Genomic DNA, 25,276 nt, shown 5'->3' with positions numbered 1-25,276 from the left:
TCGAAACCTCTTCAGCACAGATTGATACCAGCTCTTTCTCAGGTGCCATTGCTAACGACATCACGTCTTTATCGGTGGCATCATGAGTTAAAATGCGAATAAAGGTAGGCCCCCACGGGGGCTCTACCTTTTCACTCAGAATATACAATGCCGCGCTTAACCAAGCAGTCATAATCTGACAACGTGCCATCCAGCATATGATGATTGAAAACCCACTTTCTTAGGCTGTCACCCTGCGCCGTCAACATATCACGCTCCGATAGTAAACGCCGCAAGACCTTAACCCATTCAGTGGCTTTGTTGTTCACTAGATAAAGACCGTCTACGTGCTGTCCTTTCAAAAATTCTGAATAACTCGGAACGTCTGAAGCAATTACGGGTAGGCCGAGCGCAGCATAGTCTAGCAGTTTCAACCAAGACTTACCTCTGTTGAACTCAGTATTCATCAGCGGAGCAATCGCTATATCAATTCCTTCTACATTTTCCTTAAGGAAAGGAACAAACGAGCTGTAGCTTTTTGCATCATTGGGGATTTCGATCACATCAACCCAAGGAGGCAGCCCCGTGTCGCTAGTGATACCAATGAGACTCAGTTTAATTTCGCCCAATTCCGCTCGCAAACTTTCGATAATAGGCAATACAAACCTTAGATCTTGGTCATGAGTTTTAGTTCCCATATACAAAATTCTATATGCGGACTTAACCCCTTTCACTACCGAACCGGCCCATAGTTTATTTGAAAGCAAATTTGGTACGATGGTCACTTTATGATTTAAGTGAGCAATTTTTTCCTGCAAGAGCTTTGTAGACACAGTTACAAGTGCCGCATGACGCAACATCTTTTCTAGAAACGGGGCATAGGCACCGTATTTGCCAGTTGGATCTTTATCATCAGGAACCGAAAGCAAATCATCGTCCAATTCCATAATGTAGTTAAAGCGTTTATCAGCGCAGACACTAATAAAACGATCAATTAACGAGGCCGGCATTACGTCACGCTGTATAATAGCCCCATCGATTTCCCCATCCGCGATATTTGCAAGCAATGCAGACGGTGACATACGTACGTAAATGACTTCGCGATCTATAGATTTGCGCGTTCTTTCCCACATTCTAATTTCTGTCGATGCATTAGCTTTAGACAGGTTTTTATCAGCCGGTGAAACTACCGCAATCAAGGGTGCAACTGAAAGACCTCGCGCTTGGCGATAAACATTCAGATATTTCGCGGCCATCAAACGTGTAGATTGACCAAGTCCACGCCCTGTCTGCCACCTACGTAATGAGGCTCCTGCTTTCGTTTGCTCCGCCGTGTCGAACCCTATTTTCACAATATTATCGACGGCTCGGGAAACATCATTATGATTAATAACCCAACCACAGCCACTCTCGGAGACGCGTTTAGCAACATTCTCAAAATTCAGCACAAAGGCAGGCAAACCCACTGACCATAGCTCAGTCAATGTATGGCAATAGGTCTCGTCCCAGATGGAGAAAATAGCGCCACAATGCGCACCAATTTTGGCAGCCTTTGCCGCAAACTCTTCGCGCTGATATCCACCATGCAAGATCAATCTAGGGTGTGAGATGCCCACTGAGTCATCAATTTTTCCCAGCACATGGAACTCGATAAGTCCTAACTTATCTTCGCTTAAGATATCACGAATAAAATTCAGACCTTTAGCAACGCTAATGTTGCCAGGAACCAAAATGCGCAGAGGTTTTCCGTGCTCGACAGGCATGGCAATATTTTTGAAAGAAGCAAAATCTCTCCCATGCGGGATAACGAAAAAACGATCACTATTTATTGCCGGCATCTGCCTGAGGATAGTCGCACGAGCGCTATCAGACGTAGTCACAAAAGCGTCGCAAGCCAGCAGCGACTTTTCAAAGCGCCTCCGCCAAAATTCCAGCCAACCTGGTGACAAGCTTGGCATGCTGTTTTGAGGCCAAAGCTCTTGGGATGCAGAAGCGTCTGATTTGTCAACGCCGTCTGGGCAATACTCACCCCTATCATTCAAAAGCTTGACCGTAGGGCATAGCGAGTAAAAATCATGGAAGGAGTAGACGACGTCGCAACCACTCTTCTTCGCTAAGGTAGGCAAAGATAAGCTATGCCAAGCCAAATGCCTGATGTGAACGATACTGAAATCGTATTTTTGCAGCCAACTCGATACGATATAATCGTATTCGGCAGAGGTATGCGAAATTGGCTCTATTGCCTCTTCTAAAACGCAATGCTCTACAAGTTCCAGTGAACCGTTACATAGGCGGCTTAGAAAAAGCTCTTTTCCGGAACAGCGCAGAAGCCAAGAATCAAACCCATCAGAAAGATTTTGCATTAAATCCAGATTAGTTTGAGGCGTCCCTCCTGACTGCGTCGCGACAACAAACAAAATGCGATCTTGCAGGTTAGGATAGTAGTCACAGTCCCGATATGCCTGCCTTGCCCTGAAGCGCGCCAACTGAAGATCGGCACCACTAGAGAATATTTTTATCGCTTGAGAGTATTCAGGATAGCGCTCGTCGACAACTGCTCTACCAGCAGTAATCAAGCCAGTTTTTTCAGAACCAAAACTCTTATTTCGATCATGAAAAACATACGTGCAATCATCCACGAGATTGGTCCAGCCAGCCCGTCCCGCACGCATACAAAATTCGTTTTCCTCGCCGTAACCGCGCGGGAAAGCATCCGCATCGAGCTTGCCAATTTCGTCCATACATTCGCGGTTCACAAACATACAGAACCCATTTCCGGTAGGAACTCTCGGATATATTGCCAGGCTCCTACGTCGGAAAGCACGAGCAAACTCGATCTCGCTGATACCAACAGGGAGATCATTTTCATTACCAATATTGGGGGCTGAAAATGCACCGGCCCGATCTGACATGGGTGTTACTGTTGCGACTTTAGGTCGCGATGAGGCGGCCCTTAAAATACCATCGAGCCATCCTGGAGTTACTCGCGCATCAGAATTAAGAAAAATAGCATGCTTCGAACCAATAGCATCTATCCCTCGGTTAATTGTGCGCGTGAAACCTTGATTAGTATGGTTATGAAGAACGTGCATGTTCCGGTTTACAGTCGCGGTCTCAAGCAGTCCCGAGATGCGAGCGTCTGGAGAGCAATCGTTGATAAAAACAATCTCAAGCTCAGGCGGGCTATAATTTGCTAGGCGCTCAATACACACCTTTACGTCGTCAAAAGCATTATATACGGGAACAATCACCGCAACGTCCTCGGGCCTTATTAGCTCCGAAAGCGATGGGACACAGGAGCGTTTCCGCGCATCGTCTTTAACGTGAAACTCTTTTGAAACAGTTTCGCCCGAGGGCAGTTTTATAGCTAAAATATGCGCACCAACTTCAAGCCTATTCAGAGGCAATTTGAGCTCAATGCCACCCTTACCTGCGGACATACCAGCTTTAAATAGATCTTGGCGAGGACAGTTGTTGGTAGCGTGACAAAAGAACACGCCATCAATGAGAACCTCCACAGAAGAAATTTTCGCGACATCTTCAAGGTTGACCACCCAGCCTCGAACGACGCCATTTTCAACCCGCTCAACCCTCCCCTTCCAATTTGCGGGAATAGGCATCGGCACAGGAAGAGAATGTGAAACTTCCACATTAGCTATATCAGATGTCTTCTCGAAGACAGGCTCAACGAATTCGCGCACTATTTGTGAAGAAATAAGTTCTAAATGATCAGAAGAGCGAATGATTGAAACAACCGATGAGCCACGCTTTTCTGGAGCACTCGCCCAAACACATTCGAACCCAAAGCAACCATCGCCATGACCAGCCTCGGCGACATCTTTACGACTAAGATTTGCCAATATTGACATGCCGACCGGAACACCGTCGACCAAAACATCAACTGAAAGTGGCACAGAAGAATCTTCAAACTTCACCCAACCAACAATTTGCCCGTCGACTGCTAGATCCACATTGCCCAGAACTGTCGTTGCACGCCCCATCAATCGCCGAAGCGTCTTTACGCACCTGCCTTGGATATTCATGTTATTGGCCACATTTTAATGAAACTAATTCACCAAAACGTATTGTTTTTTTGCACGATACACAAGCATCGCATGCCATTAACGATATGTTAATTAGCATCCTTGGTTAATTCATTCAAACCATATCTCGATGGCACTCAGAGAACACGGCGAGCAAAACTGAGTACAATACCCTTCACGACATTATTCGCCTCGAAACAACTCGGGACCTTTATCGCCCATAGCTACTAAAGGAACACTATAAGGCTGCATACTTTCTTCGCGGACGCGGCGCTCAATTTCGTCCAAGGCAGCCTCCGGATCATTAAATGGAACACCCTGAAGCTGCCACGGTGCATACTGCCACCATTTAACGCTCAAAAGTCTCTCTCTCAGCTTTTCCGCAAACCTGAAACGAATAAGTTTGGCCGGCACCCCACCAACGATCGCGAACGGTTCCACATCTTTCGTAACGACAGCGTTCGCCCCAATAACGGCACCGTCGCCTATGGTAACGCCAGCGATGATCTTAGCACCATTTCCGATCCACACGTCATTGCCAATGATGGTTTTCCGACTTAATTCTCTGGTCGCCAGCTTGGACAAGCTAGGATCTGGAGCATAAGCTTCATAAGCTGACTTAAAAGGAAAAGCGGCACCAACCTTTAACTTGAAACGTTGATCAAATTGGAACGGGCTCATAGATAGCCAGTTCATAGTATGGTTGAATTGTCCAATATTCACGCCTGCAGCGATCGAACAATACCTACCGAGTTCGGTGGCATATGCATCCCCTGAAACCGAATAAGAAAAGGCTCCAAAAAGACAGGCACCATGAACCGCCATATCCGAAAGCCTAGCGGGCGGCTCCACTGAGGATCGACTGCTCAGAATGTTAACGACACGCTGAGAAGCATCGACGCCATATTCAGCGAGTGCATTTTTTCGCTCCACTGGCGTTGTTAATATTTCTTGATTTTCAGACACGGCGGATGACGTTTTCTTTGTAGCAGTCAGCTTGCGCGCATTGTCACACCAAGCTCGAAGCTTTGCGGTTTCCTCATCCCATGAATGGATTGCCCTACCCAATATAGTTTTCAAACGGGACATATCTTCCTCGTAAGCATCTAGCAGAAATTCGATGTCATCTGCAGAAATGAGCAAAGGGTGCCCCTTTACCGAAATCCCTAAAGGGTCAATCTCACGCCTTGAGCCAGCATTAGAGGGCTCTGATAACTTAGGGGGTAAGAATTCTTCATCTATATTAAGAAACTTACAGATCTTTTTAAAACCGGTGACTGGATCACGGATAATATCATCTTCAAAAATCAAAACTTCGATACGATCTATGCCGACACGCTCCGCCCAAGCAGCCAAGTGCGCGCCATAGAAACCTATATCGAGAATACCAAGCGAATTCGCTGACATTTTAAGAGTATGATTCTGAGGGATTCTCTCACGCTTTACATGATGCCCAAAAGCCGAAATTGCACGCCACACTGGATGTCGAAGAGATACAATAAAATCAACATTGTTACCTAACACGGCCTCCACAGCGCCAGGAATATCAGCGTTATGGTTTGAAGGTGGTTGCGTTTTAGAACGAGCACGATCTGTCGTCCAAAAATAACCAGGCGTTTTCTCACCAACACGCTTGAAATTATCAGCCTCTGTAAAATGAGCTTCGTAAGCTTCGCGCAGCTTTTTATCTGCGAAATCTGGTTTATTAAAATACAGTAGTTCAACAGCCTTAGGCATAAACACCTCAGGATGCTGCTTCAAGCAATCGTAAATCCACGTGCAGCCAGCTTTTTGAGCGCCCAAAATCAGAAAATCCGGCAGCTTCATGCTGTCACTCCGTGTTTAATTGCCTGCAACGCAGCTTACACCTGTTTTCAAGCCGACTGCAACAAAGAGCCAAAGATGTGAAACTTCACTGTTTTCCTCCACAAATTTCCCCTTTCTATAATACCAATAAAATAAGTCCTTGAAGGATGAACCTAACCTTTTAGATAGGTTTTCAAGATATACCGAACCATGCATATAGGCAGCCGGAATAACGATTGACTTGGTTCGTATATATCGAGTTACAGGGGAGCCCGATGGCTCCCCTTTTTAATTATAAGGCGCATGCATCAAGACTTGGCATAGCCCTGCCTTTTCTGACGATGGCGCTGAAGAGCTGCAGCCAAACTTGTCCTGAGCTCATCATCCGTAGTGTAGGAAGACACCTCGACCAGCTCGACATCCGCTCTTTGCAGAACACGCTTCTTCACCGCGTCACGCGCCGCCGCGTCAGAGCTCATATGATGGCCGGAGCCCTGATATTCCATTGCAACAGCTGCATTCCCCAGGGAGTCAATAATCAAGAAATCCACGCGCTTGCTGTTGTAGGATTTAAAAGCGCGTTTCCGCTGGCTCTCGGTCCCGCTCTTACGCGATGTCTGCACGAAGGCACCAAGTCCAACTTCAGCGAAGATGCGCCAATTTTGCTTTTCGGAGGCAAGCAGCTCCTCTGCCACCCGAAACTTTCTGAAGGCTTCTTTGTTGATGGGGCGTGTCGTTTGCAGATCGACTTGCTCCACGAAACGAAGCTGGTTGCCGGTATCCCCTACAGAGAACTCCGCAGATTTGGCCCGCCTTCGGTTTTGGTCGATTTTCGCCCAAACATAGGTGGCACCAGCCCCAAGAATCGCGCCGAATAATATGTCGATGATCATGGCCGTCCTAAAAGAAATTATAAATACGGCACTTTTGTAATAATCAGTCGCAGGAGCTTCAAGCATCCCGATAAAGGGGAGCCACACGGCTCCCCTTTTCCTTTCCCATCAGGCCGCGTTGCGCACCCAGAGCACACCGTCATAGGCGTAGCCCGACAGGAGCGTCTGCACGAGCTCCAACCGGCCAGTCCCGTCCGTCGTGAACTGCGCCGAGACGATCGAGGTCGGGTCCGCCGTGCCGCTATGCTCGACACTGGTGCCGTCCGATCCCGTCCAGAGCGCATTGGTCACGCTGGTCGATTTGCGCGAGGCCGTGAAATCGATATCGAGCACCGTGTTCGGGGCCGCATACAGCTCGATCTTCACCGCCTGCGCGGTGTTCCACGAACAGGACCGGCGCGTGAACTCGATGTAATCCAGAGTGCCCTGCCACTCGGCGTTCCCGTCCGCACGGCCCGTCGAGTTATACAGCACCGCCGCCCCCGTATAGGTGCCCTTCGCCGTCAGGCCCCCATAGCTGCCGTCGTAGTTCAGCACCTTGTCGGCAGGGCCATCGAAATAGGCCCCCGTTTCGGTGAAGCTCAGCCGGTGACAGCCATGCACGATCTGCGGCGAGATCAGCACGAAGGCGTTGATCGCGGGCGCGGTGATCTGTGGCGCAAAATCCGCCCAGCCGAAGCGGACCGCCTTCCGGCTGCCCCTGACCAGCGGCGCCAGACGCTCGGCAAACCAGCCGCGCAGTCGCGCCTGCCCGTCCGCGTCCGGATGCACGATGTCATCGGTCTCGAAGAAATGCGCCCGATGCGCATAGACCCAATCGTTGAAACAGGTCACGGCGGTCATGTCATCGTAATACCCGTCGGCAAACAGCGTGCTCTTGGCCGCCAGCAGTTTGGCCTTGAGCCAGCTGTTGTAATTGGCCGCGGTCGAGACCGCATCGGCCTTGGTGGTGACATAGGGCGTGCGCCAGCTGATATCGGACCAGAGCACCTGCCCCGGGCGCGTGGCGATGACCGCAAGCATGGCGTCGACCTCGGCCTCGAAAGTCGCCTGATCCTGAGCATTGGTCGCGTTATTGCCGCCCGCATGCAGGCAGAACAGCGTGTCATCGCCGGGATAGGCGTCCAGCGCCTCCTGCAGGAGCGGCATGAGTTGGGCCACCGTATAGCCGCCCACCGCGCGGCAGCGCACCTCGACCCCCGGCGCGCCATTGGCCGCCAGCCTGGCCTCCATATCGGCCCAAGAGCCGCCCGAGGAATCCTCGGCAAGGCTGGCCCCGCCGAAGGTGCGGTTCATGATCGAGGCCCCGACAAAGACGAGCCGCTTGAAACGCTTGCGCCCCGCCGGACGCCCGCCCAACGCCCGCAGCGGGCGCGACACCGGCCCCGCCCCGAGCGCGTTCACCGCCCGCAGTTGCAGCAGGTGGCTGCCGGTGCCAAGCGCCAGCGTGTAGCTGCCGCCCGCCACATCGGGCAGCGCGGTCCAGCTTGCCCCCTGATCGAGGCTGTATTCCAGCGCGGTCAGCGGGCTACCGCCATCATAGGGCGCGACCAGATCGAGCGTCACCTCGCCCTCGCCCGCCCCCGGCGCAAGCCGTGCCTCGCGCACCGGCTGTGGCAACAGCACCCCCGCATGCGAGACGCTGGCCGCCCCGCCCATCAGCCCCCAGGCCCAAAGCGTATCGGCCCCCGCGATGCCGGGAAACAGCGTGGCGATCTCCACATCGCGCAGCGCCCCTGCCGGAAGCCGCTGCGCCCCCGCAAGGCTGCGCGGTGCCTCATCGCCTACGCCGGCCAGCAGGTAAATGTCGAAGCCGCCCGAGTTCTGCACCCGTGCCGCCTGCGCATCGGCCCGCATCAGCGCGACAAATTCACCCGCAGGCAGCGGGAAGGTATAGCTGACCATAACGGTCCTCCTGTTCTGAAACGGATAGAGCCGGCGCGCGATCCGCCCGCGCGCCGGCAGAAGGTCATGCGGCCAGCGCCGCGATCTTGGCCTCGGCCAGATCCTGCAGCACCTGCGCCGAAGGGCCGAGCCTGCTGATCGCGTCGGGCACCGAGGTTCTGGCGTAATCGACGGCGGCCTGTGTCAGCGCCGTGGGGCCCGCCCCTGCCCCCAGCCGCGCCAGCGCGAGCTGCGCGCCGGTCATCAGCGCCGAATGCAGCGCCTCGCGGTGGCGGGCCTCGATCTCGATACCGAAGCGGCGTTTGACCTCGGCGGCGATCCAGCCGACCAGAGCGGTGACCGCCAGCGCCAGCAGTTGCAGGATGTGCGGCATCAGCGCCGCGATAATTGCGTCAAGCATTGGGAGATCCTTTCAGAGCTTGAGAAGATGGGAATGGAGCGCGCCGCGCGTGGCGGGGCCTGCGAGGCCGTCGACCGTCAGACCGGCCAGCCGCTGGAAGGCCCGCACATCGTTCGGGCCCTGCCCCAGCAGCACCAGCCCCGCGCGGGTATAGAGGGCCAGCCGGTCGGCATAGCCGTTCAGCCCGCCATTGATGCGGCGGGTGATCATCTCGATATCGCCTTTATCGGCATAGGCATTGAGGCTGCGCCCCGCCCCCGCCTGCCAGAACCAGACCGCCGACAGCCCGAGCCACGGATCGCCCATGACCGCATCGGGCACCGCCTCGAAATCCGGCCCCTCGGCCCAGGCGGTGAAGCGGGCATAATTCGCCCGCCCCGTGATCTGGATCGGCCCGCGCCCGCGAAAGCGGTAGCCATCGCCCGCCTGCAGATTGCCCAGATCGCGCCGCCCCTCATAGCGGCGCTGCGCGCGGGTCGGGCCCCAGGATTCGGCGGCATAGCGGAAACGCGCGCTTTCATGCGCGATCTGCGCGATAAACTGCGCCAGCCGGTGCGGCGGGGCCATATCTCGCGCGCGGGGATCGGCCAGACCGGCCACCACCGACCGCATAAGCGGGGTTTCCCGACGGCCTGCGATGGCCGCCAGATGTGCTGTGCTCAGCATGTGGTTTCTCCATGAAAAAACCCCGCCCAAAGGGCGGGGTGTGGGGGTTAGGGTTCGGGCGTCAAAAAGAATTAATAAATATTACTTTTTGGATTGACCCGAATATCTGATATTCTAGATGGACTCACCGAATTTGGCTGCTTTTTCAGGTATAGCTCTTCCGCATGCATACATATCAAACTGACAAAGTTCGGCGCCATATCGGTGAAGCTCTCGTGGCTTTCGGCTTGGCGGTGGTGGCATTCAACCTCTTGGGATGGAGCTTCGATCTTCAGCCCCTCGTCCGGTTTCCGGATGCGGCAATGGTGCCCAGCACGGCAATCAGCCTTGCCTTGCTGTTTATCGGCAGCGCGGCAGTTTTCGCCCTGCCTCCCAAAACCAAAACCGCAAGAATTTGCAGCCTTACGGCTGCGGTCATCGCAATCGTCAATATCGGATTGCGGCTGACCGCAGATCTGGATCTGGATTACCTCATCCCCAACCGGACAGCGGGCGACCGGATGTCCGGAGGCACGATCCTGTGCATCATGGTCAGCGCGGCAACGATTTTGGCGCTCTCTTCCGAAAAGCTGCGGAATTTCGAATTCCACCTCTCCGGTGCGATTGCCGGCCTTCAACTGATCATCGCCGTTTTCTTTCTGTGCCGTTTCGTTCCGGGCACACCGCAGGCCCCTCTCATCTTCGAGGCCATGTCACTCTACACGGCAGTTTGTTTTCTGGTCCTGTTCATCATCCTCTTCGTGGCAGCCGTCATCCTGCCGCTCCTGCAGCCGGAAGACATCGATGCGTGAGACCCCGCCAAACGGCGATCGTATGGCATCCACCTCCCGCAAAGTTACGGCGCGTCAGAATTCGCGCGACGCAGGTATATTCCTTGAACGGAGAGGGGATCGCGGCCTAGGCTAGGAACATCAACACGCATTGTTTTGATACCCTCAAAAAGGATACTTGGGCGCGGGTGGCAGCATAGTCCCGCGCCTCTTTCTTTTGGCCTATCTGGGGCAGATCCCGCCGCCTTCCGCAAGCTTCTGGCGACGGGGTAAAGACAAGGCTCAGATCAACCGACCGGCCCCCGAGCGGTTCGAAATGATCAGCTCGCGCGCCTCGGTCGCACCTTTGGCGGCCACGCTATATTTCAGCGCCACCTCCTCGAAGTCGAAACCCGCGAATATCTCACGGATCTCGGGCGTGTCATTGATCGACAGGATGAAGCTGCCCTTGATCTGCGCCAGCTGCGCAGCCATCACCGCGAACTGGCTACGGTCAAACAGACCCTTGCCGTAATCGCTCTCGCCGCCATGATAGGGTGGGTCGAGATAGAAGAGCGTGCCCTTGCTATCATAGCGGCGCACCAGATCGGCCCAATCGAGGCATTCGAACACGACCCCTTCCAGCCGCTCATGGGCATCTTCCAGAAGCGGCCCGATCCGCGACAGCGAGAACCGCGCGCGATCGGTCGAGACCCCGAACACCCCGCCCAGCTGGCCGCCGAAGGCCAGCCGCTGCAGATAAAGAAAGCGCGCCGCCCGTTCGAGGTCGGTCAGGCTTTCGGGCGGCGTGTTGCGCAGCCGTTCGAATTCCCGCCGCGACACGATTTGGAACTTCATCACCTCCATCAGCTGCGGATAATGGCGCTGCAGGATCCGAAAGAGATTGACGATCTCGCCATTGATATCATTGGCCACTTCCAGCTTCGGCTTGAAGCGCCGCCGCAGGAACACCCCGCCCATACCCACGAAGGGCTCGACATAGGCGTGATGATCGATGGCCTCGATCTTCTGCACGAGACGCGCCGAGAGGTGTTTCTTGCCGCCCAGCCACGGAGCAACGGGCTGGGCACTTTTGACTTGATTATACATATGATTCTGCCGGATACGGCGCCCGCCCTCTCTAGGGTCAGGCGACCATTCTTGCAGTAGCTTGGGTCGGTGCGGTTCGTTTGCGCGTGTCGCACGGTCGGGGTGCTGTAACACCCCGGCCCCTGAAATCAGGAGCCAAGCAAAAACCCCGCCGGAGGGGCGGGGTGTGTCAGTTCCAGAACTTTGATCGTGTGGGCCATAGGAAGGCCCTATCGCCATTCCGCCCATGACAGGCGTGACGCACATCTGAATAGCTATCGTTCAGCTGGTCCTCGGACAGGCCGACCACCAGCGCCTCGAACTCCATGCGCCCGACTGCGCGGATCTGCGGCCTGTCATCGAACCGCGCGGGCACCCGCACCGCCTGACCGTGGCGATCGCCCAGCCACCAGACAAGGCCGAGGAAATCGCAGCCCGAGCGGTACCGCTCGGCCCAGCCCCTGATCCGCACCCCCTCTTCGGTCTGCGTGACCTGCGTAATGTGCAACGGCCCCGAGACCGGCCAGAGCTGGCTTTCCACCCAGGGCGGCACCGTCACGAAGACCAGATAGCCCACAACCAGCCGGAACCAGATCTCGCGCTCCCGCAGAAGCTGCCGCCAAAGCGCCTCGAACATCACTTCTTCCCCGTGAACTTATGGCTTTGCGCGTCGATCATGGCGATCACGACCTTGGCCACCGACATGCCGCCCACCCCCGCCAGAAACCCCGCCGTGGTGGCGTCTCCGGCATCGGGCCACATACCGACGCCCGCCAGCCAGTTCGCAATCACCGGCCCCAGATAGCGGGCGAAGATCGCCCCCGTGATCACGGCGGTGACCCCGTCGAGGAGGATCCGCAGAAAGCTGATCGGGCTCTTGCCCTTGATCTCCATGATCCAGCGCACTGCGCCGCCGACCCCGCCCGACACATAGATCTGACCCGCCGCGCCGGTCGCCCATGTGATGATCAATGACAGGTAGAGCCAGATATTTTCCCAGAGGCTGGGGTCTTTTTCGGGCATTGTCTCGTCTTTCCGGTTGGCCGCGCATATCGGGATGCGCAGGTTTCCTCATAAAAAAGCCCGCCTCGGTGGGCGGGTCAGAGCGTGTCTTCAGGGGCGGGATCTTCGGGCGGGGCCTCGGGCGGCTCGGGCAAAGGCACCGGCCCGCTGTCCACCGTCACCGGCACGGGGAACCGCTGCGCCTCGGAGGCACTGTCCCCGATCGGCAGGAGGAGCGTGACGGTCCAGTCATCGCCATCGTGGATGGCGCTCTGGATGTAGCCTGCATCGGCGACCAAGCCGCTATCTCCCTCGAAGGAAATCGAGGTAAGGTCGTGATCAATGCCGTTGATGGCGATCGTATCACCTTGAACGATGAGCTCGTCGAGAGACGGGAGCAAGGCTCCATTCTGTGGAGAGAAGATGATCTGCATGACAGTGTTCCCCTTATTTCCAATATCCTTCCGCCTTACAGCGGACACTGATGGTGTTGCCCGACACGAAATCCGGGCAGCCGGTCATACGCCAGATTGAGACCGTGCAGGCGCTGTTTGTAACATTCGACATGCCGCACTGACCGACACCGCCAAGCCCGGGCTCCGTATTGTTTACGCTGTTCATATTGGGCGATGCATTCAGGAAGCTGATGCCACCCGCGAAGGCGTAAGGAAATGTCCAGACAGCCGAGAGGTTGCTCGGCGCGACGGTGGAGAGCGTCAGCGTCCTGGTGCATTCCATCCGGCCATCCAGAAAGAGCGTATAAGCCCCGTTGGAATTCGACCCACGCTGGAAAATCGGCTGCACGCCATCAACGGATTGATAAGTCGTCGCATTTGCCGCGCTATATTCCGGGATCCACGGCCCCCAATTCGTCTGGTCGAAATAACGCCGGTAGACGCGCCCGACGAGCGGGCTGGGATAGGTGGCGACGATGCTCTGGATCTTGACGCCCGTGTTCCATTCATAGGTATAGAGGAAACCGGCCATTCCCGTGCCATCGCCGAGATCGACGCGCGGCGTATTCTTAGACCCGACGCCGAAGGCGATATTCACGCCGCTGGGCGCATCATTCAGATCCATATTGGCCGCGATCTCGTTGGCATTGATTGCCCGCCCCATCAGACCGGCATCGTTGACCTTCATAAATCGGCCAGTGGTCGTGTCGTATTTGCTTTGCGCCACAGCCGAGCCAACCGGAAGGCCCGCAGAATTCAGCCCCAGAACCCCCGACTTCGAGAGAAGGGACCGCCCGTCCGCCGTCAGATCCGCCATCGCCATTGCGCCCGCGCCGGTGAAATAGGGCAGCTTGTTGGCGGCGCCGGTCAGATGGGCGAAGGCTGCGATATTCTCGGAGGGCACATCGCCGATCATGGTCTCGATCCAGTCGCCCATGTCCTGCATGTACTGGCCCATCACCGGAAACCAGCCGAGAAAGCCTTGGGCATCGGCGGCGAAGGTCGGGCTGCCAAGGATCGGCGGGTCATTGGGCGCGGGGGTGAGAGTGGGTTTTGCCATCAGGCGACTCCTGTCAGGGAAAGGGTTGCAATCGTGTGCCCGCCGCCCGAAAGCGCGGGGAAGAAGTCATCGGCCACGCCATAGACGGCGAGGGCGAAGGGCGTCATGTCATCGCCCGGGTAGAAATAGGCCGGCGCCCCGCGTGCCTGTTCGAGCGCGCGCTGGATGCGGCGGTTGGCGGTGGCCTCGAACGAGAGCTGCCATTCGGCCTTGCGGGCGGTGGCGCGTTTGACGATCGAGATATTGCCGAAATCATCCACCTCGCGGCGCGAGTAATCGGTGAAGCCCGATTTGGACCCTTCCAGCACCTCGCCCAGCAATTCGCCCCGCCCCATCACGATCTCGGAGACCGAGGCCGTGCCGCCGGGATTGGCGATGGTGATCTCGAGCGTGAAGCCCGACAGCGCGCCCAGATCGGCAAAGATCTGTTCGGGGTCGAAGCTGTCTTCATAGGTGAAGAAATCCAGCCAGCTCTGGATCGCGCCCGTGTCCAGCAGATTGGCGGTGCGGTCATAGACCACGCCGCCGCCACTGTCGCGGATCACCAGCTGCAGTGACACCGCCACCAGCCCGATAAAGGCCACCGCATCGACCCGCGCCGGCAGGCCGATGCGATAGGTGATCGCCTCGGGCCAGCTGGTGACCAGCCCGAGCGTCGCGTCAAAGGCCCGCCAGCGATTGGTCGAGCCAGTCGCCACCCAATATTGCGCCGACAGATCCGCCCCCTCGGGGGCAAAGCCGGAGTTCTCGTCCGCCAGACTTTCGTAGATCTGGTGACGGGCGGCCAGAATGACCCGCTCGCCCGTCTGATAGACCGCAGCGGCGTCCCATTCGGGATGGTCCTCCTCGGTCACATTCGTGGCCTGCATCGCCCCCGCGCCAATCGCCACGGGGATGATCATCAGAGCTTGGGTCATTGCGCCTCGGCCTCCCGCCGTTCTTCAAGGGTGCGGATCTTGCGCAGATCGCTATTGCCATTGAGCTGCAGCTGGCGGTTCTCCTGCCGCAGGCTCTTCAGCTCGGCGATCACCTCGCGCAGAAGCCCGTCCTGCGCGCCCTCCCCGCCCGAAAGCATCCTGCGGGTCTGGTCCGCCGTCCAGATCCGGCTGGCACCGGTGGCCTCCAGCTCGGGGCCGTTCTCGCCCACCAGCCGCAGCCCGCCGCCATGCAGCCCGCCGCGCGCGAATTGCGGGATCTCGATATCGACCCCCATCGCCTGCAGCTCCTGCGCCGCCGCCACCAGCGCCTCCTGCAGCCCCGATTGCTTGAGCTGTTCGGCGGCGGCATCGGCATTGAGCGTCTGCGCATAGGCCAGCGCTTTCTCATAGGCCGAGCGGTTGAGCGCATTGACCGCCGTCAGATAGGCCTCGCTGCCATCGGAGCGGCTGAGACCGGCCAGCGAGGGGTCGCTGGCGCTGGCCTTGAAGGTCTGGCCCGCCACCACATAGCTTTGCAGCCCCGTGCTGACATAGGAGCCCAGCTTCATCAGCTGCGTCACCGCGCTATAGACCGGCAGCGCCACCGCCTGCGCGGGCGAGAACGCGGCCAGCTCTTCGGCCAGCGCCGCATAGCTGGCCTGCGCCTGCGCCAGCTTCACCTCCTGCGCCTGGGCCTGGGCGAAGGCGGTCTGCGCCTGCACCGCGACCCGCAGCGCGTTGAGATGGTTGCGCAGCTGCACCATCGTCTCGCGCGCGGCCTGCAGCGGCACCTCGACCGTGCTGCCCAGCAGGCTGGCAAAGGCCGCGCCCGGATCGAAGCTGAAGCTGCCGCCCAGCCGGATCGTAGCCGAGGCCCCGCCCGAAAGCGCCGCCACCAGCGTCTTTTGCGCCGCACTCAGCCCCGACTGGTCGACCGCCACCGCCACCGTGCGGGTCATCGCGCGGTCGGTGGCCAGAAGGGCTGCGCGCAGATCGGCCTCGAGCCCCTGCGCCAGATAGACCCGCACCCCGCGCGCCAGCGTCGAATTGCCCGCCAGCGCCAGCGCCATCTCCTGCGCATCGAGGCTGTTGACCGCCCAGAGCCGCACCTGTTTCTGCAGGCTCGAAGTGGTCGCCAGCGCCAGCGCGGTCAGATCCGCGCCCAGATCGTTCTGCGCCAGATAGGTGACCGTCTTCACATGTTCCGAGGCCCCCGTCAGCGCCAGCCATTTCTGCTCGGCGCTCAGATCCGAGCGGGTGATGAAATCCACATAGCGGCTCACCCCCGTGGCACTATCGGCCAGCATCGCCTTGAGATAGGCGGGGATCTGCGCGTCCTCGACCACATCGATGGCCAGATCGATCTGCTTGCGCAGCCCCGCATAATTGAGCGCGGCAGCGGCGGTGATCGCCTCGTCCAGCGCGCCCAGCTGCGTCTCGAGCACCCCGATCTGCGCATCGCTCAGCGCATTGCCCGCCGCCAGATAATCGCGGGCCTCGGTCAGCAGATCGACCTGGCTCTGGCTCAGGCTGGCCATCGCCTCGGCGCGCGCGCCCTCGATCTGCGCGATGCCCTGCGTCTGGCCCAGATCGGCGGCCACCTGCGCCTGTGCCCGCGCCAGATCGAGCGCCGTGCCCGCCTGATCGCCCATCCGGTCGAGATAGGTCTGCGCCACCTGCGTCAGGCCGGTGACCGCGTCCAGATCCCCCGCCTGAGCGGCGGCCAGCGTCATCTGGTAGCGCCCCTGCGCATAGGACAGCGCCGCCCCGGGCGAGGTCATCGCCGAGGAGGTGCCGCGCATCTCGGCGATAAAGGCCGCGATTGTATCGGCGGCCTTGTACCAGTTGGTGGCGGCCTGCGCCGAGGCCTGCTGGGCGGCGGTATAGGCCGAGATCGAGCTGTCGAGCGAGGTCGAGACCGTGCCCGACAGCGCCTCGATCTGCGCGGTGAAACTGGCGACCTGCGGCAGGATCTCGTCGAACACCCCCGCCATGCCGACCAGCGCCGCCCAGAGGCTGCGCCCGCCCGCCGTGCCAAGATCCAGCGCCTCGACCAGCGCGCGGTATTGCGCGCGCGAGGCGGGCATGCTCAGCCCCAGTTCCGCCAGCGCCTCGGTGGTCTGGCGCGTAGTGGTGGCCAGCCGTTCGCTCTCGGAATAGACGGCCTGATAATAGCTGCTGACCGCCGTGCCGAACGCCTCGTCGCCGCCCAGAAGCTGGGTCAGCTGGCTGGCCATATCGGCCCCCACCAGCCCCGTGGCGCGGAACGTATTGCCCAGAGTGTCCATCGCCGCATTGACCGTGGCCAGCGCCGAGGCCAGACGGGTGATCGTGGCCATCGCGCCCTCGCCTTCCGCCTGGAACGCCGCCAGCCCCTCGATCTGGCTGGCATAGGCATCGCCCAGACCGGTCAGCTTCTCTTCCAGCACCTCGAGCGCCTCGTCTTTCGACAGGCCCTTGGTCGAGAACTTCAGCGCATAGGTGAAGCCGTCAAAGGCCTCGGCCCCGATCTCGAGACTGTCCGCCGCCGCCACGATCGAGGCCTGCACGTCATAGACCGCGCGGGTGACCGGATCGGCCAGATCGGCAGAGGCCGCGCTATATTTGGTCTTCGTGGACTTGGACAGCCCCCAGAATCTGGATTTCTCGATCAGCTGGTAGGTCTGCACGGTGACATCGCTGCCCGAGATCAGCGCGCGGATGCCGGTATCGAGCACCTTGGTCTTGCCGATCAGCCCCGAGATCAGCAGGCTGACAGCGGCAACCGGCAGGGCAATCGCCCCGACGGCTGCGGCAAAGCCCGACAGGCTGGAGGTGGCCCCGCCCAGCACCGAGCTGAGATAGGTGCCCGCCGCCCCGAAGCCGCCGCCTGCGCCGGTGAGGCTGGTCCAGAGCCCCGCCGCCCCCGAAAGCGCAGACGACCCCAGACCGCCGACCGTACCCGCAAGCCCCAGCCCGTTGGCCGAGGCCGCCCCGCCCGAAGCCGTCGCCGCACCAGAGCCCGCCACCGCCGTTCCGGCCACGCCGGTGAGCGAGCCGGTCAGCCCCATCGCCACCATGATGCGGTTCTTGGCCGCCGTGGCGATCATCTGTTTGAGCCAGGTTTTGAACATATTCCCGATATCTCCCAATGTGCCGCGGAAGCCCGCAAACAGCCCGTCGACCAGCGTGTCGGTCAGCTCGCCCGCCAGCGGCAGGCTATCGGCCAGCCCGGCATTGAGCTGCGCCATCGCCTTCTGCACCTCTTGCGGGGTCAGCAGGCCCTTCGTGGCCAGCGTATTCAGCTCGGCCAGCTCGCGGCGGTATTTGTTGAGCGGATCGATCAGATCGCGCCAGCGTTCGGCCTCTTTCGCCTGCGCCTTCTCGAGCCGCTCGGCGGCCTTTGCGCCTGCCGTGCCCGCCTTGGTCGCCGCCTTTTGCGCCTTGGTCTCCTGATCAAGCGTCGCCAGCTTCTCGGACATGGTCTTGATCTGCGCCTGATCGATGGCAAGACGGGCATCCGCCGCCAAGGCATCCTCCCCCGCCGCAACTGCCGCATCACGACGGGCCTGCGCTTCCAGCTCAAGCCCCGCGATGCGCGTGGCATTGGCCACGTTCTGCTTGTTGCGCGTCGCCTCGATCTGCACGTCGAGCATGGCGATCTGGTTGTCGAGATTGGCCGAGAACCCCGAAGCCGCCGCCATCGCCGAGGCCAGACGGCGCGCCGCTTCCGCCGCGCTATCGAGGCTCACGGGCAGCCCCGCCGCCAGCTTGTCGGATAGCTCGAAGAGGTTGCGCATCTGGAACGCCTCGACCGTCGTCTGGGCCGCCGCCAGCCGTGCCTCGCGCAGGCCCTTGGGGATCTTGCCCGTCTCGTCCACGGTCAGACCCAGAAGGCGGTAGAGTTCCTGCGTGGCCGCCGCGACCTCCTGCGGGCTTTTGGCTTTGGCCATCTCGTCCATCGCGGCTTTGACCTTGCGCGCCTGATCGATCGTCAGGCCGTATTTCCGGTTCAGCTCATCGACCGCCGCACCGGCCTGATCGTAGAACATGAAGGACGTGCCGGTCTGCGTGATGGCATCATCATAGTCCTGCAAGCTCCCGATCACGCCTTTCAGGCTGTTCTGGATGGCCTTGGTTTTTTCTCCGATCTGGTCGAACCCCTCGATCTTCTTGGCATCGAGGATGGCGATGTTCATCTCGCGCGCGGCCTCGGCATTGTCTCCGAACTCCTTGCGCAGCGCGGCCAAGGGGGTGGTCGCGGTCTCAAGCGCCGAACGCAGATCGCCGAGCGAGCTTTCCAGATCGCTGGTCGCGGTATCGAGGTCTTTGGCCTTCTTGCCGAAATCGGTCAGCAGGGGCAGCACGACCGCCCCCACGGCCACGATCGTGCCGAGCGCCGAGCCCACCATCGCGAGCTTGCCCGAGAACCCCAGCGCGCCCAGAAGCTGCGGCGCCTGCATCGCGAAGGCGCGCATCGCATCGGTGCCGCCCGCGATCTGCACGAAGAAGTCCTGCACCTGGAACGAGGCGTTCGAGAAGGCCGAGGACATCCGCCCCGAGACCCCGCCCGCCTTCTGCATCACGCCATTGGTGGCCGAAAGCTGCTGGCCCAGAAGCTTCAGCGTATTGGCCCGCGCGCGGTCATCGATGACCCCCGCCGCCTGCGCCGCATTGAGCACCTCGACCGCCTGCTTGTAGCGCTGCGAGCTGGCATAGAGCGGGTCGACCGAGGCGCGCAGGCTCTCATAGGCGCGCGCCGCACTGGCCGCGCTTCGGGCCTGTTCAGCCTGCGCCGCCTCCCCCGCCCGCACCGCCTGCGCCGCGCGATCGGCAGCGGTCGCCACGCCCAGATATTTGGCCGCCGCCTGTTCGAGCACCTGATTGGCCGCGCGCTGGCTGGCCACGCCGCTTTCGACAAAGCCCGCCACCTGACGCTGGATATCGGCATAGCGCTGGCTGGCCGCAAAGGCTGGATCGATCGAGGCGCGCAGCTGGTCGAAGGACCGCGCGGCCTTCCCCTCGACCGAGGCACGCACCCCCGCCCAGGCCTGATTGATATTGCCCGCCATCTTCTGCGCCTCGGCACTCGCCGCCCGCGCTCCGGACTGGAACTGGCTCAGGTCCAGCCCCAGCTTCGCCTGCATCGCTCCCGCTTGGCCCATCGCCATAACGCACCTCATTCGCATAGAAAAAGGGGCAGACCGTAAGGTCCGCCCCTTGGGGGATTTTGTAATTCCGTAGTGAAGTCGACGCCTAGGACACCGCTCGAACACCTCAGCGGTAAGCGGACATCACATATTGAGAACGAAAGATCTGGCCCTTGAAATCAATGCGGGGTCAGCAGAGCTATCTTCCAAACTCTGTATTACCCTATTCCTGTCCAGCGGCTTGAACCTGTCTCTCTCCCGAACATAATCGAGATCCTTGTCATCGTATCGAATAAGCTTTGCCGCTGCGAGGTCTTCAGGCGATGGGGCTATCGCCGTTACGCGTCGGCCATCAACATCAACATGCATTTTTATGCAGCGATGCATCCAGTCTTCTGGAAGCACCGCAGTATTGCGGTCAACACCATCGATATAAAAGCCGTGAGTGTCCTGGAAATGGGAGCCCCACCCGAAAAGTGCAGAAATCTCTTCGGAAGCCTCTATCGGGTTCTCCGCTTCCCATTCTTCGGCATTTCCCGGGTAGGCATCTATTTCGCCAGATGTACGAAGCAAAACGGGTGCGGAGGGCCATTCCAAGATGACCGACTGGCTACCAATTATGAAAACAGCATCAGATTTGAAGTGCCGCGCAATCGCGCGGACAGCCCGTTCCATATCTTCCGATGTTCGAACGCTGCTCATACACCAGCAACGCCGCGTTTCGCGAGCACCATGATACGTCTACGCACCTGCGGGTCTTTAAGTGTGACCGGTACAGATAATGGAGAACTCAGACGGAGCCGATTCATTGTAGGAGACCGCGATGTGATCGCCCGACGGACCTCATTCGGCGGCCTATCCAGGATAGCCATCCACTCCTTATTCGAAGACAGAGACCCCTCGCCAATCGAAAGAGATTGTTTTGCGTTCTCAATGATATCTGGATTGGACGCGAGTACTCGAGCGATAACGCGATGCATTATCAACTTCGCCCGATCATTGATATACTCTCTATTCACATGAGCATTCATGTTTCCGCACCCAGCCGAGTCACCCGCAAAATATAGACTTTGATGCGTAACCCGACAATTTTTTTCTCGTTCATAGTTCCACGAACCATTTACGAAACGATTTATCCATGCAGCTGTTCCGCCATCTTCTGCGCCTCGGCACTCGCCGCCCCCGCTCCGGACTGGAACTGGCTCAGGTCCAACCCCAGCTTCGCCTGCATCGCTCCCGCTTGGCCCATCGCCATAACGCACCTCATTCGCATAGAAAAAGGAGCAGACCGCGAGGTCCGCCCCTTTTTACAAAACTTCTACTTTTCAGTTTGCAGCTACTTCACTTCACGAAAAACAAGCAAAGGAGTAATCCCCAGAGCACCTTTTGGGCGACCTGCAAACTGCCGCACAATCGGTACAAATGATTCATAAAGAATAGAGAGCATCTCTGCACCATCATTACTTTGCATCCGTGGGCCGGTATCAACGTCTTCTTCAATAGGTGCATCCAAGATACCGAGAACAGCCCATCTTCCTGGTATATTCACGCCATGCTTGAGGGCAATATCTGTGCCCTCCGTAGTCAGGCCGCCTCTATCAATGGACGCCCACGCCAATTCTTCATCGTCTGTTTTCAGGCGTAGTTGCACAGAATGCGGAAGGTTCGGCAATATCTCCGAAGCAAGTTCAGCGTGTAATTTGGCTTCTTCCTTTGCATCGTTCGCCAACTTTGCGAGAGCCTTACCTCCCGGAGTATTACGCTTCGCAGGGGGGATATCTGGGATAGGTGAAAAAGATTTTTTCAGCAATTTACTAACCGAGTTTAAATTCCAGATCTGACTAACCAGCTTTAAATCGTATATAGCCAAGGCTCCTTCAAGTAATACAATTTGGCCCACCTCAGCAGTTCTGATATCGCGGCGGATCAATCCACGCTCGTTCAGAATATCAAGCAGCTGACGTGCGTTGGACCAACTAGGATCGTAAGTTCTACTGACACCTTGTTCGTGAGAACGTATTAAGTGCTCTTCGGTAGAATTTTTCACCTTTGCTAATGCGATGTTGGCACTTCCATCAAAAGAAGCTTTACTATCACGACCTTCCCTTGCAGACCGCACTTGAGAAAGCTGAGTCAAGTGACCGGACGGATCACATTGAGCTAGTAATGATGCGGTGCGTGTCACATCATAGTACATAAAGTCATAGACGGAACTTACGAGCTGATCTTCGAGCCCCGTTTCGGATATCTTCTTCTGTTTCATTTATACGCCGATCAATCTCTTCACTCTCTCTCAATATAGTCTCATGACGACGCTCAAGTGCCTTCTGGCACTCAGATTTCGAGCGCCAGAAAAACAATAGATCAATCATTTTAAAACCATGCTTTCTCATGTCGAATGCAGACCTTACACGAGACGCCAAAGTGTAGCGCACACTGTGAATAATAATATAGGATCTTTTACATATCCGAAAAAAGTTAATCCCACACCCCCAACGCCAGCGGATCCTCCCCTGCCTGCCTTGCCTCGAAATACCCCGCGCACATGTCGAACAGGAGTTCCGCCTCCCAGCCCTCGCTGATCCGGCCCGTGGCCTGCATGAAGGCGCAGAGTTCGGGCCAGTCGGTGGCGCGCAGATCCAGCCCCGTGGAGCGCACCGGATCGAGGCGGATCATCGCCTCGACCAGATAGGCCCCCGCATCCAGATCGGGCAGGCCCAGAGGCCGCCCCATCCGGCGCGCAAAAGCCAGCCGGGTCTCCTTCCACGAGCGGGGCGTGGAATGGAGATGGCCCAGCTGGCGGGCATAGCGGATCAGCGCGCGTTTGCGTTTCCCAGATAGCTCTCGCGGGTGGAGGCGAAGGCCAGCACCTGTTCGACAAAGCTCTTCTCGCCCTCCTGCCCGTTGAGCATCTGCAGGTTCAAAAACCAGCGCAGATCGTCTTCGGAGGTGGTCAGCGCCGCTTCGCCCCGCGCGATATTCTCGAAGCCCGTGACCAGCGGCACGGCGCTATCGACCATCTGGCCGTGCAGATCCTCGAGCGAGCGGACCTCCTCGTCCTTCTTGGGCTTGTCCTTCAGCTTGGCGCGCTGCAGCGCCCGCAGCGCTGCCTGCACGCTGCGGCTTTCGGTGCCGCGCACCAGCACGATGCAGGGCTTGGTGCGCCCGGCATCGGCAAAGAGCGGCTCGCCATTGGCGGGGTCTTTCAGATGCAGGCGGGCGGGGGTGTCCGCGGCAGAGCGGCTGTCGAATTTGGTAAAGTCCATGAGGTAAATCCCTGTGGTTCCGGTTCAGAAGAAACGGCCCGGAATGCGTGAACCACGCGCGCCCCGGGCCGTACAGCCACGCCGGTCTCCCGGCGTGGATCAGGGGTTAGGGCGCCACGCGCACCAGCGCCGAGTTGATGCGGAACTGGCCGGTCATGCCCTTGGCGGTGGAGGCCGTACGCGAACGGTCGCGGACATTGGCGACCTTGGCGTGCAGATAGACCACCTCGCCATCGGGATCGGTGATCTTCACCGACACGTCGTCATTGCTGTTCGATTTGGCCTTCAGGATCTCCTGCCCCGCATCCGTGTTGCCGGTCACGAGGAAGGTAAAATCGCAGGTGCCGCCATCGAGCGCGCCGTTGACGTGGAGCGTGCGGCCCTTGAGCGTGGTCTCGGTGGTGTCTTCCGAGGTGTCGCCGATCTCCCCGAACTCGAGGATCTCGCCCACCTCGGCAAAGCCGGTCATCGCGCCGAAGCCCGCCGCATCCAGCGTGGCCGGTTTGCCTTCGGCCACTTCCACGGTGGCGCCGATATAGGTGCGTTGGGTCATCGCTTAGCCTTTCTTCTCGGGGGTGGTGGTGGCGGGTTTGGCCTCCGCCGCAAGGGTGATCGCGCCAGAGCGGATCCGCCCGCCCAGCACATTGCGGTTGTCGATCAGATCGAGCACCGATTGCGCGATCTCGGTCTCTTTGCCCGCAGGCAGGACGTGACCGCTGGGCAGGGTCAGATCACTGGCCCCGGTATTCTTGACCTTCGGCATCGCGAAGCTCCTTTGCTATGAGGAAAGATCCCCGCGCCTTAGCCGCGCAGGGGTTTGAGATAGTTGAGGGTGAAGCTGACCACGGCGGTGCCGATCACCGCCTCGCCCTCGCCATTGAGCGTGGTGGTGACCTCTTCGGGGGTCAGCGTCAGCCGCTCGGCCCCGAAGGCCCCCATCACCGCCGCCTCGATCGCCGCCGCATCGCGGTCGAGCTGATCCTCGATCTCGGCACCGCCGAGGCGTTTGATCACCACCTGCAACAGCACCTCGCGCTCGAAGGCATTGAGCGTGCCCGGACGCCCCCGCTCGCGCGGGGTGGCGACCCCCATCACCGGCAGGTCACTGGCCGAGAAGTTGCCCGCCCAGGCCGAGACCAGCGCGACCCCCGCAAGATCGGGGGCGCTGGCAAGAGCGGCCTTGGCCCGCGCGCGATAGAGGGCGCGGCTCATGGCTGCACCTTGCGCAGCTCGCAGATGACAAAGGCATCCCCTGCGGGCGAGCCCGAGGGGCGGATCAGCTCGACGGTGTAAAGCGTCCCCGTCTGCGGATCGATCCGGTCGCCCCTGGCCAGCTCCGGCACCAGATTGCGGCCCACCCGCCAGCTGGGGGCGATGATGACGATCGGGTGGCCGTCCTGATCTTCCGCCTCGATCGGCTCGGTGCGGAAGATCGAGCGGATCTCGCGCGGGGCCCCGCCTTTGGGCGTGTAGAGCACCGGCCCGCCCAGCACATCGGCCAGCACCCCCGCCATGCCCTCGAAGATCCCCGTCACCGGATCGCGCCGTCCAGCAGGCCGTAGACGACCGTGCTTTCCGCCGCCGCATCCGCCAATGCCGCCCCGACCAGACGGTTCTCCGTGCCGGGATCGGTCGTCAGAACCCGGTCCGTCTCGTCCCAATAAAGCGCATCCCCCTGCGCGATCGCCAGAGCTTGGGGTTTGGGCAGGTCACACGCGATCTGCCGGGTGATCTCCACCTCGGTCCCCTGCGCGGCGGCATAGCCGGTCAACCCGAACACGACCCCCACCCGCACAGGCTCGGAGGCATTCACGTCATAGGGCGCGATAACGGCGACGCTGTCGCCCTTGTGGTAATAGCCTTTCATGGCTCGTTCCTTTCACCAGAAATCCAGAACGACGAAGAGCGCCACAGCGG

At 59.0% G+C, this 25,276-nt stretch carries 24 protein-coding genes; 1 reads left to right on the top strand and 23 read right to left on the bottom strand.

The annotated features are described in order from the left end of the window. Positions 1-131 precede the first annotated feature (131 nt). The 6 genes from RPE78_RS09735 to RPE78_RS09710 form a co-directional block, all read right to left on the bottom strand. Positions 132-3,980, bottom strand: a complete 3,849-nt coding sequence (locus tag RPE78_RS09735) for a glycosyltransferase (RefSeq protein ID WP_406721647.1) — start codon at positions 3,978-3,980, stop codon at positions 132-134. Between the two features lie 225 nt (positions 3,981-4,205). Then, positions 4,206-5,849: a sulfotransferase gene (locus RPE78_RS09730; RefSeq protein ID WP_406720445.1), complete on the bottom strand. Its 1,644-nt coding sequence runs from the start codon at positions 5,847-5,849 to the stop codon at positions 4,206-4,208. A gap of 287 nt (positions 5,850-6,136) precedes the next feature. Next, a complete protein-coding gene (locus RPE78_RS09725) occupies positions 6,137-6,721 on the bottom strand; it encodes a DUF2726 domain-containing protein (RefSeq protein ID WP_406720444.1) in 585 nt (194 codons plus the stop codon). 108 nt (positions 6,722-6,829) lie between these two features. Further along, positions 6,830-8,626, bottom strand: a complete 1,797-nt coding sequence (locus tag RPE78_RS09720) for an SGNH/GDSL hydrolase family protein (protein WP_406720443.1) — start codon at positions 8,624-8,626, stop codon at positions 6,830-6,832. Positions 8,627-8,690: 64 nt separating this feature from the next. Continuing rightward, positions 8,691-9,026: a hypothetical protein gene (locus tag RPE78_RS09715; RefSeq protein ID WP_339109279.1), complete on the bottom strand. Its 336-nt coding sequence runs from the start codon at positions 9,024-9,026 to the stop codon at positions 8,691-8,693. A gap of 12 nt (positions 9,027-9,038) precedes the next feature. After that, positions 9,039-9,692, bottom strand: a complete 654-nt coding sequence (locus tag RPE78_RS09710; protein ID WP_406720442.1) for a glycoside hydrolase family 19 protein — start codon at positions 9,690-9,692, stop codon at positions 9,039-9,041. A 215-nt stretch (positions 9,693-9,907) separates the two neighbouring features. On the opposite strand from RPE78_RS09710, the gene RPE78_RS09705 reads away from it, so the two are divergent. Further along, positions 9,908-10,483, top strand: a complete 576-nt coding sequence (locus RPE78_RS09705; RefSeq protein WP_406720441.1) for a hypothetical protein — start codon at positions 9,908-9,910, stop codon at positions 10,481-10,483. 261 nt (positions 10,484-10,744) lie between these two features. Here the strand turns inward: RPE78_RS09705 and RPE78_RS09700 are convergent, their stop codons facing one another. The 17 genes from RPE78_RS09700 to RPE78_RS09620 all read right to left on the bottom strand — a co-directional run bounded on the left by RPE78_RS09700 (position 10,745) and on the right by RPE78_RS09620 (position 25,226). After that, positions 10,745-11,551 carry a DNA adenine methylase gene (locus RPE78_RS09700; RefSeq protein WP_406720440.1) on the bottom strand — a complete coding sequence of 269 codons (807 nt, stop codon included), beginning with the start codon at positions 11,549-11,551 and terminating at the stop codon, positions 10,745-10,747. A 169-nt stretch (positions 11,552-11,720) separates the two neighbouring features. Further along, on the bottom strand, positions 11,721-12,167 hold the full coding sequence (locus tag RPE78_RS09695) for a hypothetical protein (protein WP_406720439.1): 447 nt from the start codon (positions 12,165-12,167) through the stop codon (positions 11,721-11,723). After that, the gene (locus RPE78_RS09690; RefSeq protein WP_339109275.1) at positions 12,167-12,553 is read right to left on the bottom strand and encodes a hypothetical protein; all 387 of its coding nucleotides are present in this window, start codon (positions 12,551-12,553) and stop codon (positions 12,167-12,169) included. Before RPE78_RS09690 ends, RPE78_RS09695 begins: the two co-directional genes overlap by 1 nt. A gap of 77 nt (positions 12,554-12,630) precedes the next feature. Further along, the gene (locus RPE78_RS09685; protein ID WP_406720438.1) at positions 12,631-12,966 is read right to left on the bottom strand and encodes a hypothetical protein; all 336 of its coding nucleotides are present in this window, start codon (positions 12,964-12,966) and stop codon (positions 12,631-12,633) included. Between the two features lie 13 nt (positions 12,967-12,979). Then, a complete protein-coding gene (locus tag RPE78_RS09680) occupies positions 12,980-14,047 on the bottom strand; it encodes a hypothetical protein (protein ID WP_406720437.1) in 1,068 nt (355 codons plus the stop codon). Next, positions 14,047-14,964 (bottom strand): hypothetical protein, encoded by a 918-nt coding sequence (locus RPE78_RS09675; RefSeq protein WP_406720436.1) that lies wholly within the window; start codon positions 14,962-14,964, stop codon positions 14,047-14,049. The genes RPE78_RS09680 and RPE78_RS09675 overlap by 1 nt, the downstream gene beginning before the upstream one ends. After that, positions 14,961-20,114, bottom strand: a complete 5,154-nt coding sequence (locus RPE78_RS09670) for a hypothetical protein (RefSeq protein WP_406720435.1) — start codon at positions 20,112-20,114, stop codon at positions 14,961-14,963. The genes RPE78_RS09675 and RPE78_RS09670 overlap by 4 nt, the downstream gene beginning before the upstream one ends. A 123-nt stretch (positions 20,115-20,237) precedes the next feature. Further along, positions 20,238-20,795 (bottom strand): DUF6036 family nucleotidyltransferase, encoded by a 558-nt coding sequence (locus RPE78_RS09665; protein ID WP_406720434.1) that lies wholly within the window; start codon positions 20,793-20,795, stop codon positions 20,238-20,240. 430 nt (positions 20,796-21,225) lie between these two features. Next, the gene (locus RPE78_RS09660) at positions 21,226-21,348 is read right to left on the bottom strand and encodes a hypothetical protein (RefSeq protein WP_406720433.1); all 123 of its coding nucleotides are present in this window, start codon (positions 21,346-21,348) and stop codon (positions 21,226-21,228) included. 81 nt (positions 21,349-21,429) lie between these two features. After that, complete coding sequence (locus tag RPE78_RS09655; RefSeq protein WP_406720432.1) at positions 21,430-22,356, bottom strand: hypothetical protein; 927 nt, start codon at positions 22,354-22,356, stop codon at positions 21,430-21,432. A 215-nt stretch (positions 22,357-22,571) separates the two neighbouring features. Continuing rightward, entirely contained in the window at positions 22,572-22,826 is a 255-nt protein-coding gene (locus RPE78_RS09650) for a hypothetical protein (protein WP_406720431.1), read from the bottom strand. Positions 22,827-22,906: 80 nt separating this feature from the next. Then, positions 22,907-23,359: a hypothetical protein gene (locus tag RPE78_RS09645; protein WP_339109268.1), complete on the bottom strand. Its 453-nt coding sequence runs from the start codon at positions 23,357-23,359 to the stop codon at positions 22,907-22,909. Between the two features lie 106 nt (positions 23,360-23,465). Continuing rightward, a complete protein-coding gene (locus tag RPE78_RS09640) occupies positions 23,466-23,912 on the bottom strand; it encodes a hypothetical protein (RefSeq protein WP_339109267.1) in 447 nt (148 codons plus the stop codon). Positions 23,913-23,915: 3 nt separating this feature from the next. After that, the gene (locus RPE78_RS09635) at positions 23,916-24,122 is read right to left on the bottom strand and encodes a hypothetical protein (protein WP_406720430.1); all 207 of its coding nucleotides are present in this window, start codon (positions 24,120-24,122) and stop codon (positions 23,916-23,918) included. Between the two features lie 38 nt (positions 24,123-24,160). Then, entirely contained in the window at positions 24,161-24,571 is a 411-nt protein-coding gene (locus RPE78_RS09630) for a hypothetical protein (RefSeq protein ID WP_406720429.1), read from the bottom strand. Continuing rightward, positions 24,568-24,894 carry a hypothetical protein gene (locus RPE78_RS09625; RefSeq protein WP_406720428.1) on the bottom strand — a complete coding sequence of 109 codons (327 nt, stop codon included), beginning with the start codon at positions 24,892-24,894 and terminating at the stop codon, positions 24,568-24,570. The genes RPE78_RS09630 and RPE78_RS09625 overlap by 4 nt, the downstream gene beginning before the upstream one ends. Continuing rightward, the gene (locus RPE78_RS09620; protein ID WP_406720427.1) at positions 24,891-25,226 is read right to left on the bottom strand and encodes a capsid cement protein; all 336 of its coding nucleotides are present in this window, start codon (positions 25,224-25,226) and stop codon (positions 24,891-24,893) included. Before RPE78_RS09620 ends, RPE78_RS09625 begins: the two co-directional genes overlap by 4 nt. Positions 25,227-25,276: the final 50 nt, after the last annotated feature.

Origin of the sequence: Thioclava litoralis (genome assembly GCF_045278885.1) — a bacterium.
Lineage (GTDB): Bacteria > Pseudomonadota > Alphaproteobacteria > Rhodobacterales > Rhodobacteraceae > Thioclava > Thioclava litoralis.
Note: the sequence above shows the minus strand (reverse complement) of the source record. Positions and strands in the feature narration are given on the sequence as shown.

Bases quoted from the DNA above. Each gene is read 5' to 3' on its own strand.
- RPE78_RS09735 (WP_406721647.1), bottom strand. From the start codon at position 3,980: ATGGGGCGTGCAACGACAGTTCTGGGCAATGTGGATCTAGCAGTCGAC.
- RPE78_RS09730 (WP_406720445.1), bottom strand. From the start codon at position 5,849: ATGAAGCTGCCGGATTTTCTGATTTTGGGCGCTCAAAAAGCTGGCTGC.
- RPE78_RS09725 (WP_406720444.1), bottom strand. From the start codon at position 6,721: ATGATCATCGACATATTATTCGGCGCGATTCTTGGGGCTGGTGCCACC.
- RPE78_RS09720 (WP_406720443.1), bottom strand. From the start codon at position 8,626: ATGGTCAGCTATACCTTCCCGCTGCCTGCGGGTGAATTTGTCGCGCTG.
- RPE78_RS09715 (WP_339109279.1), bottom strand. From the start codon at position 9,026: ATGCTTGACGCAATTATCGCGGCGCTGATGCCGCACATCCTGCAACTG.
- RPE78_RS09710 (WP_406720442.1), bottom strand. From the start codon at position 9,692: ATGCTGAGCACAGCACATCTGGCGGCCATCGCAGGCCGTCGGGAAACC.
- RPE78_RS09700 (WP_406720440.1), bottom strand. From the start codon at position 11,551: ATGTATAATCAAGTCAAAAGTGCCCAGCCCGTTGCTCCGTGGCTGGGC.
- RPE78_RS09695 (WP_406720439.1), bottom strand. From the start codon at position 12,167: ATGTTCGAGGCGCTTTGGCGGCAGCTTCTGCGGGAGCGCGAGATCTGG.
- RPE78_RS09690 (WP_339109275.1), bottom strand. From the start codon at position 12,553: ATGCCCGAAAAAGACCCCAGCCTCTGGGAAAATATCTGGCTCTACCTG.
- RPE78_RS09685 (WP_406720438.1), bottom strand. From the start codon at position 12,966: ATGCAGATCATCTTCTCTCCACAGAATGGAGCCTTGCTCCCGTCTCTC.
- RPE78_RS09680 (WP_406720437.1), bottom strand. From the start codon at position 14,047: ATGGCAAAACCCACTCTCACCCCCGCGCCCAATGACCCGCCGATCCTT.
- RPE78_RS09675 (WP_406720436.1), bottom strand. From the start codon at position 14,964: ATGACCCAAGCTCTGATGATCATCCCCGTGGCGATTGGCGCGGGGGCG.
- RPE78_RS09670 (WP_406720435.1), bottom strand. From the start codon at position 20,114: ATGGCGATGGGCCAAGCGGGAGCGATGCAGGCGAAGCTGGGGCTGGAC.
- RPE78_RS09665 (WP_406720434.1), bottom strand. From the start codon at position 20,795: ATGAGCAGCGTTCGAACATCGGAAGATATGGAACGGGCTGTCCGCGCG.
- RPE78_RS09660 (WP_406720433.1), bottom strand. From the start codon at position 21,348: ATGGCGATGGGCCAAGCGGGAGCGATGCAGGCGAAGCTGGGGTTGGAC.
- RPE78_RS09655 (WP_406720432.1), bottom strand. From the start codon at position 22,356: ATGAAACAGAAGAAGATATCCGAAACGGGGCTCGAAGATCAGCTCGTA.
- RPE78_RS09650 (WP_406720431.1), bottom strand. From the start codon at position 22,826: ATGGGGCGGCCTCTGGGCCTGCCCGATCTGGATGCGGGGGCCTATCTG.
- RPE78_RS09645 (WP_339109268.1), bottom strand. From the start codon at position 23,359: ATGGACTTTACCAAATTCGACAGCCGCTCTGCCGCGGACACCCCCGCC.
- RPE78_RS09640 (WP_339109267.1), bottom strand. From the start codon at position 23,912: ATGACCCAACGCACCTATATCGGCGCCACCGTGGAAGTGGCCGAAGGC.
- RPE78_RS09635 (WP_406720430.1), bottom strand. From the start codon at position 24,122: ATGCCGAAGGTCAAGAATACCGGGGCCAGTGATCTGACCCTGCCCAGC.
- RPE78_RS09630 (WP_406720429.1), bottom strand. From the start codon at position 24,571: ATGAGCCGCGCCCTCTATCGCGCGCGGGCCAAGGCCGCTCTTGCCAGC.
- RPE78_RS09620 (WP_406720427.1), bottom strand. From the start codon at position 25,226: ATGAAAGGCTATTACCACAAGGGCGACAGCGTCGCCGTTATCGCGCCC.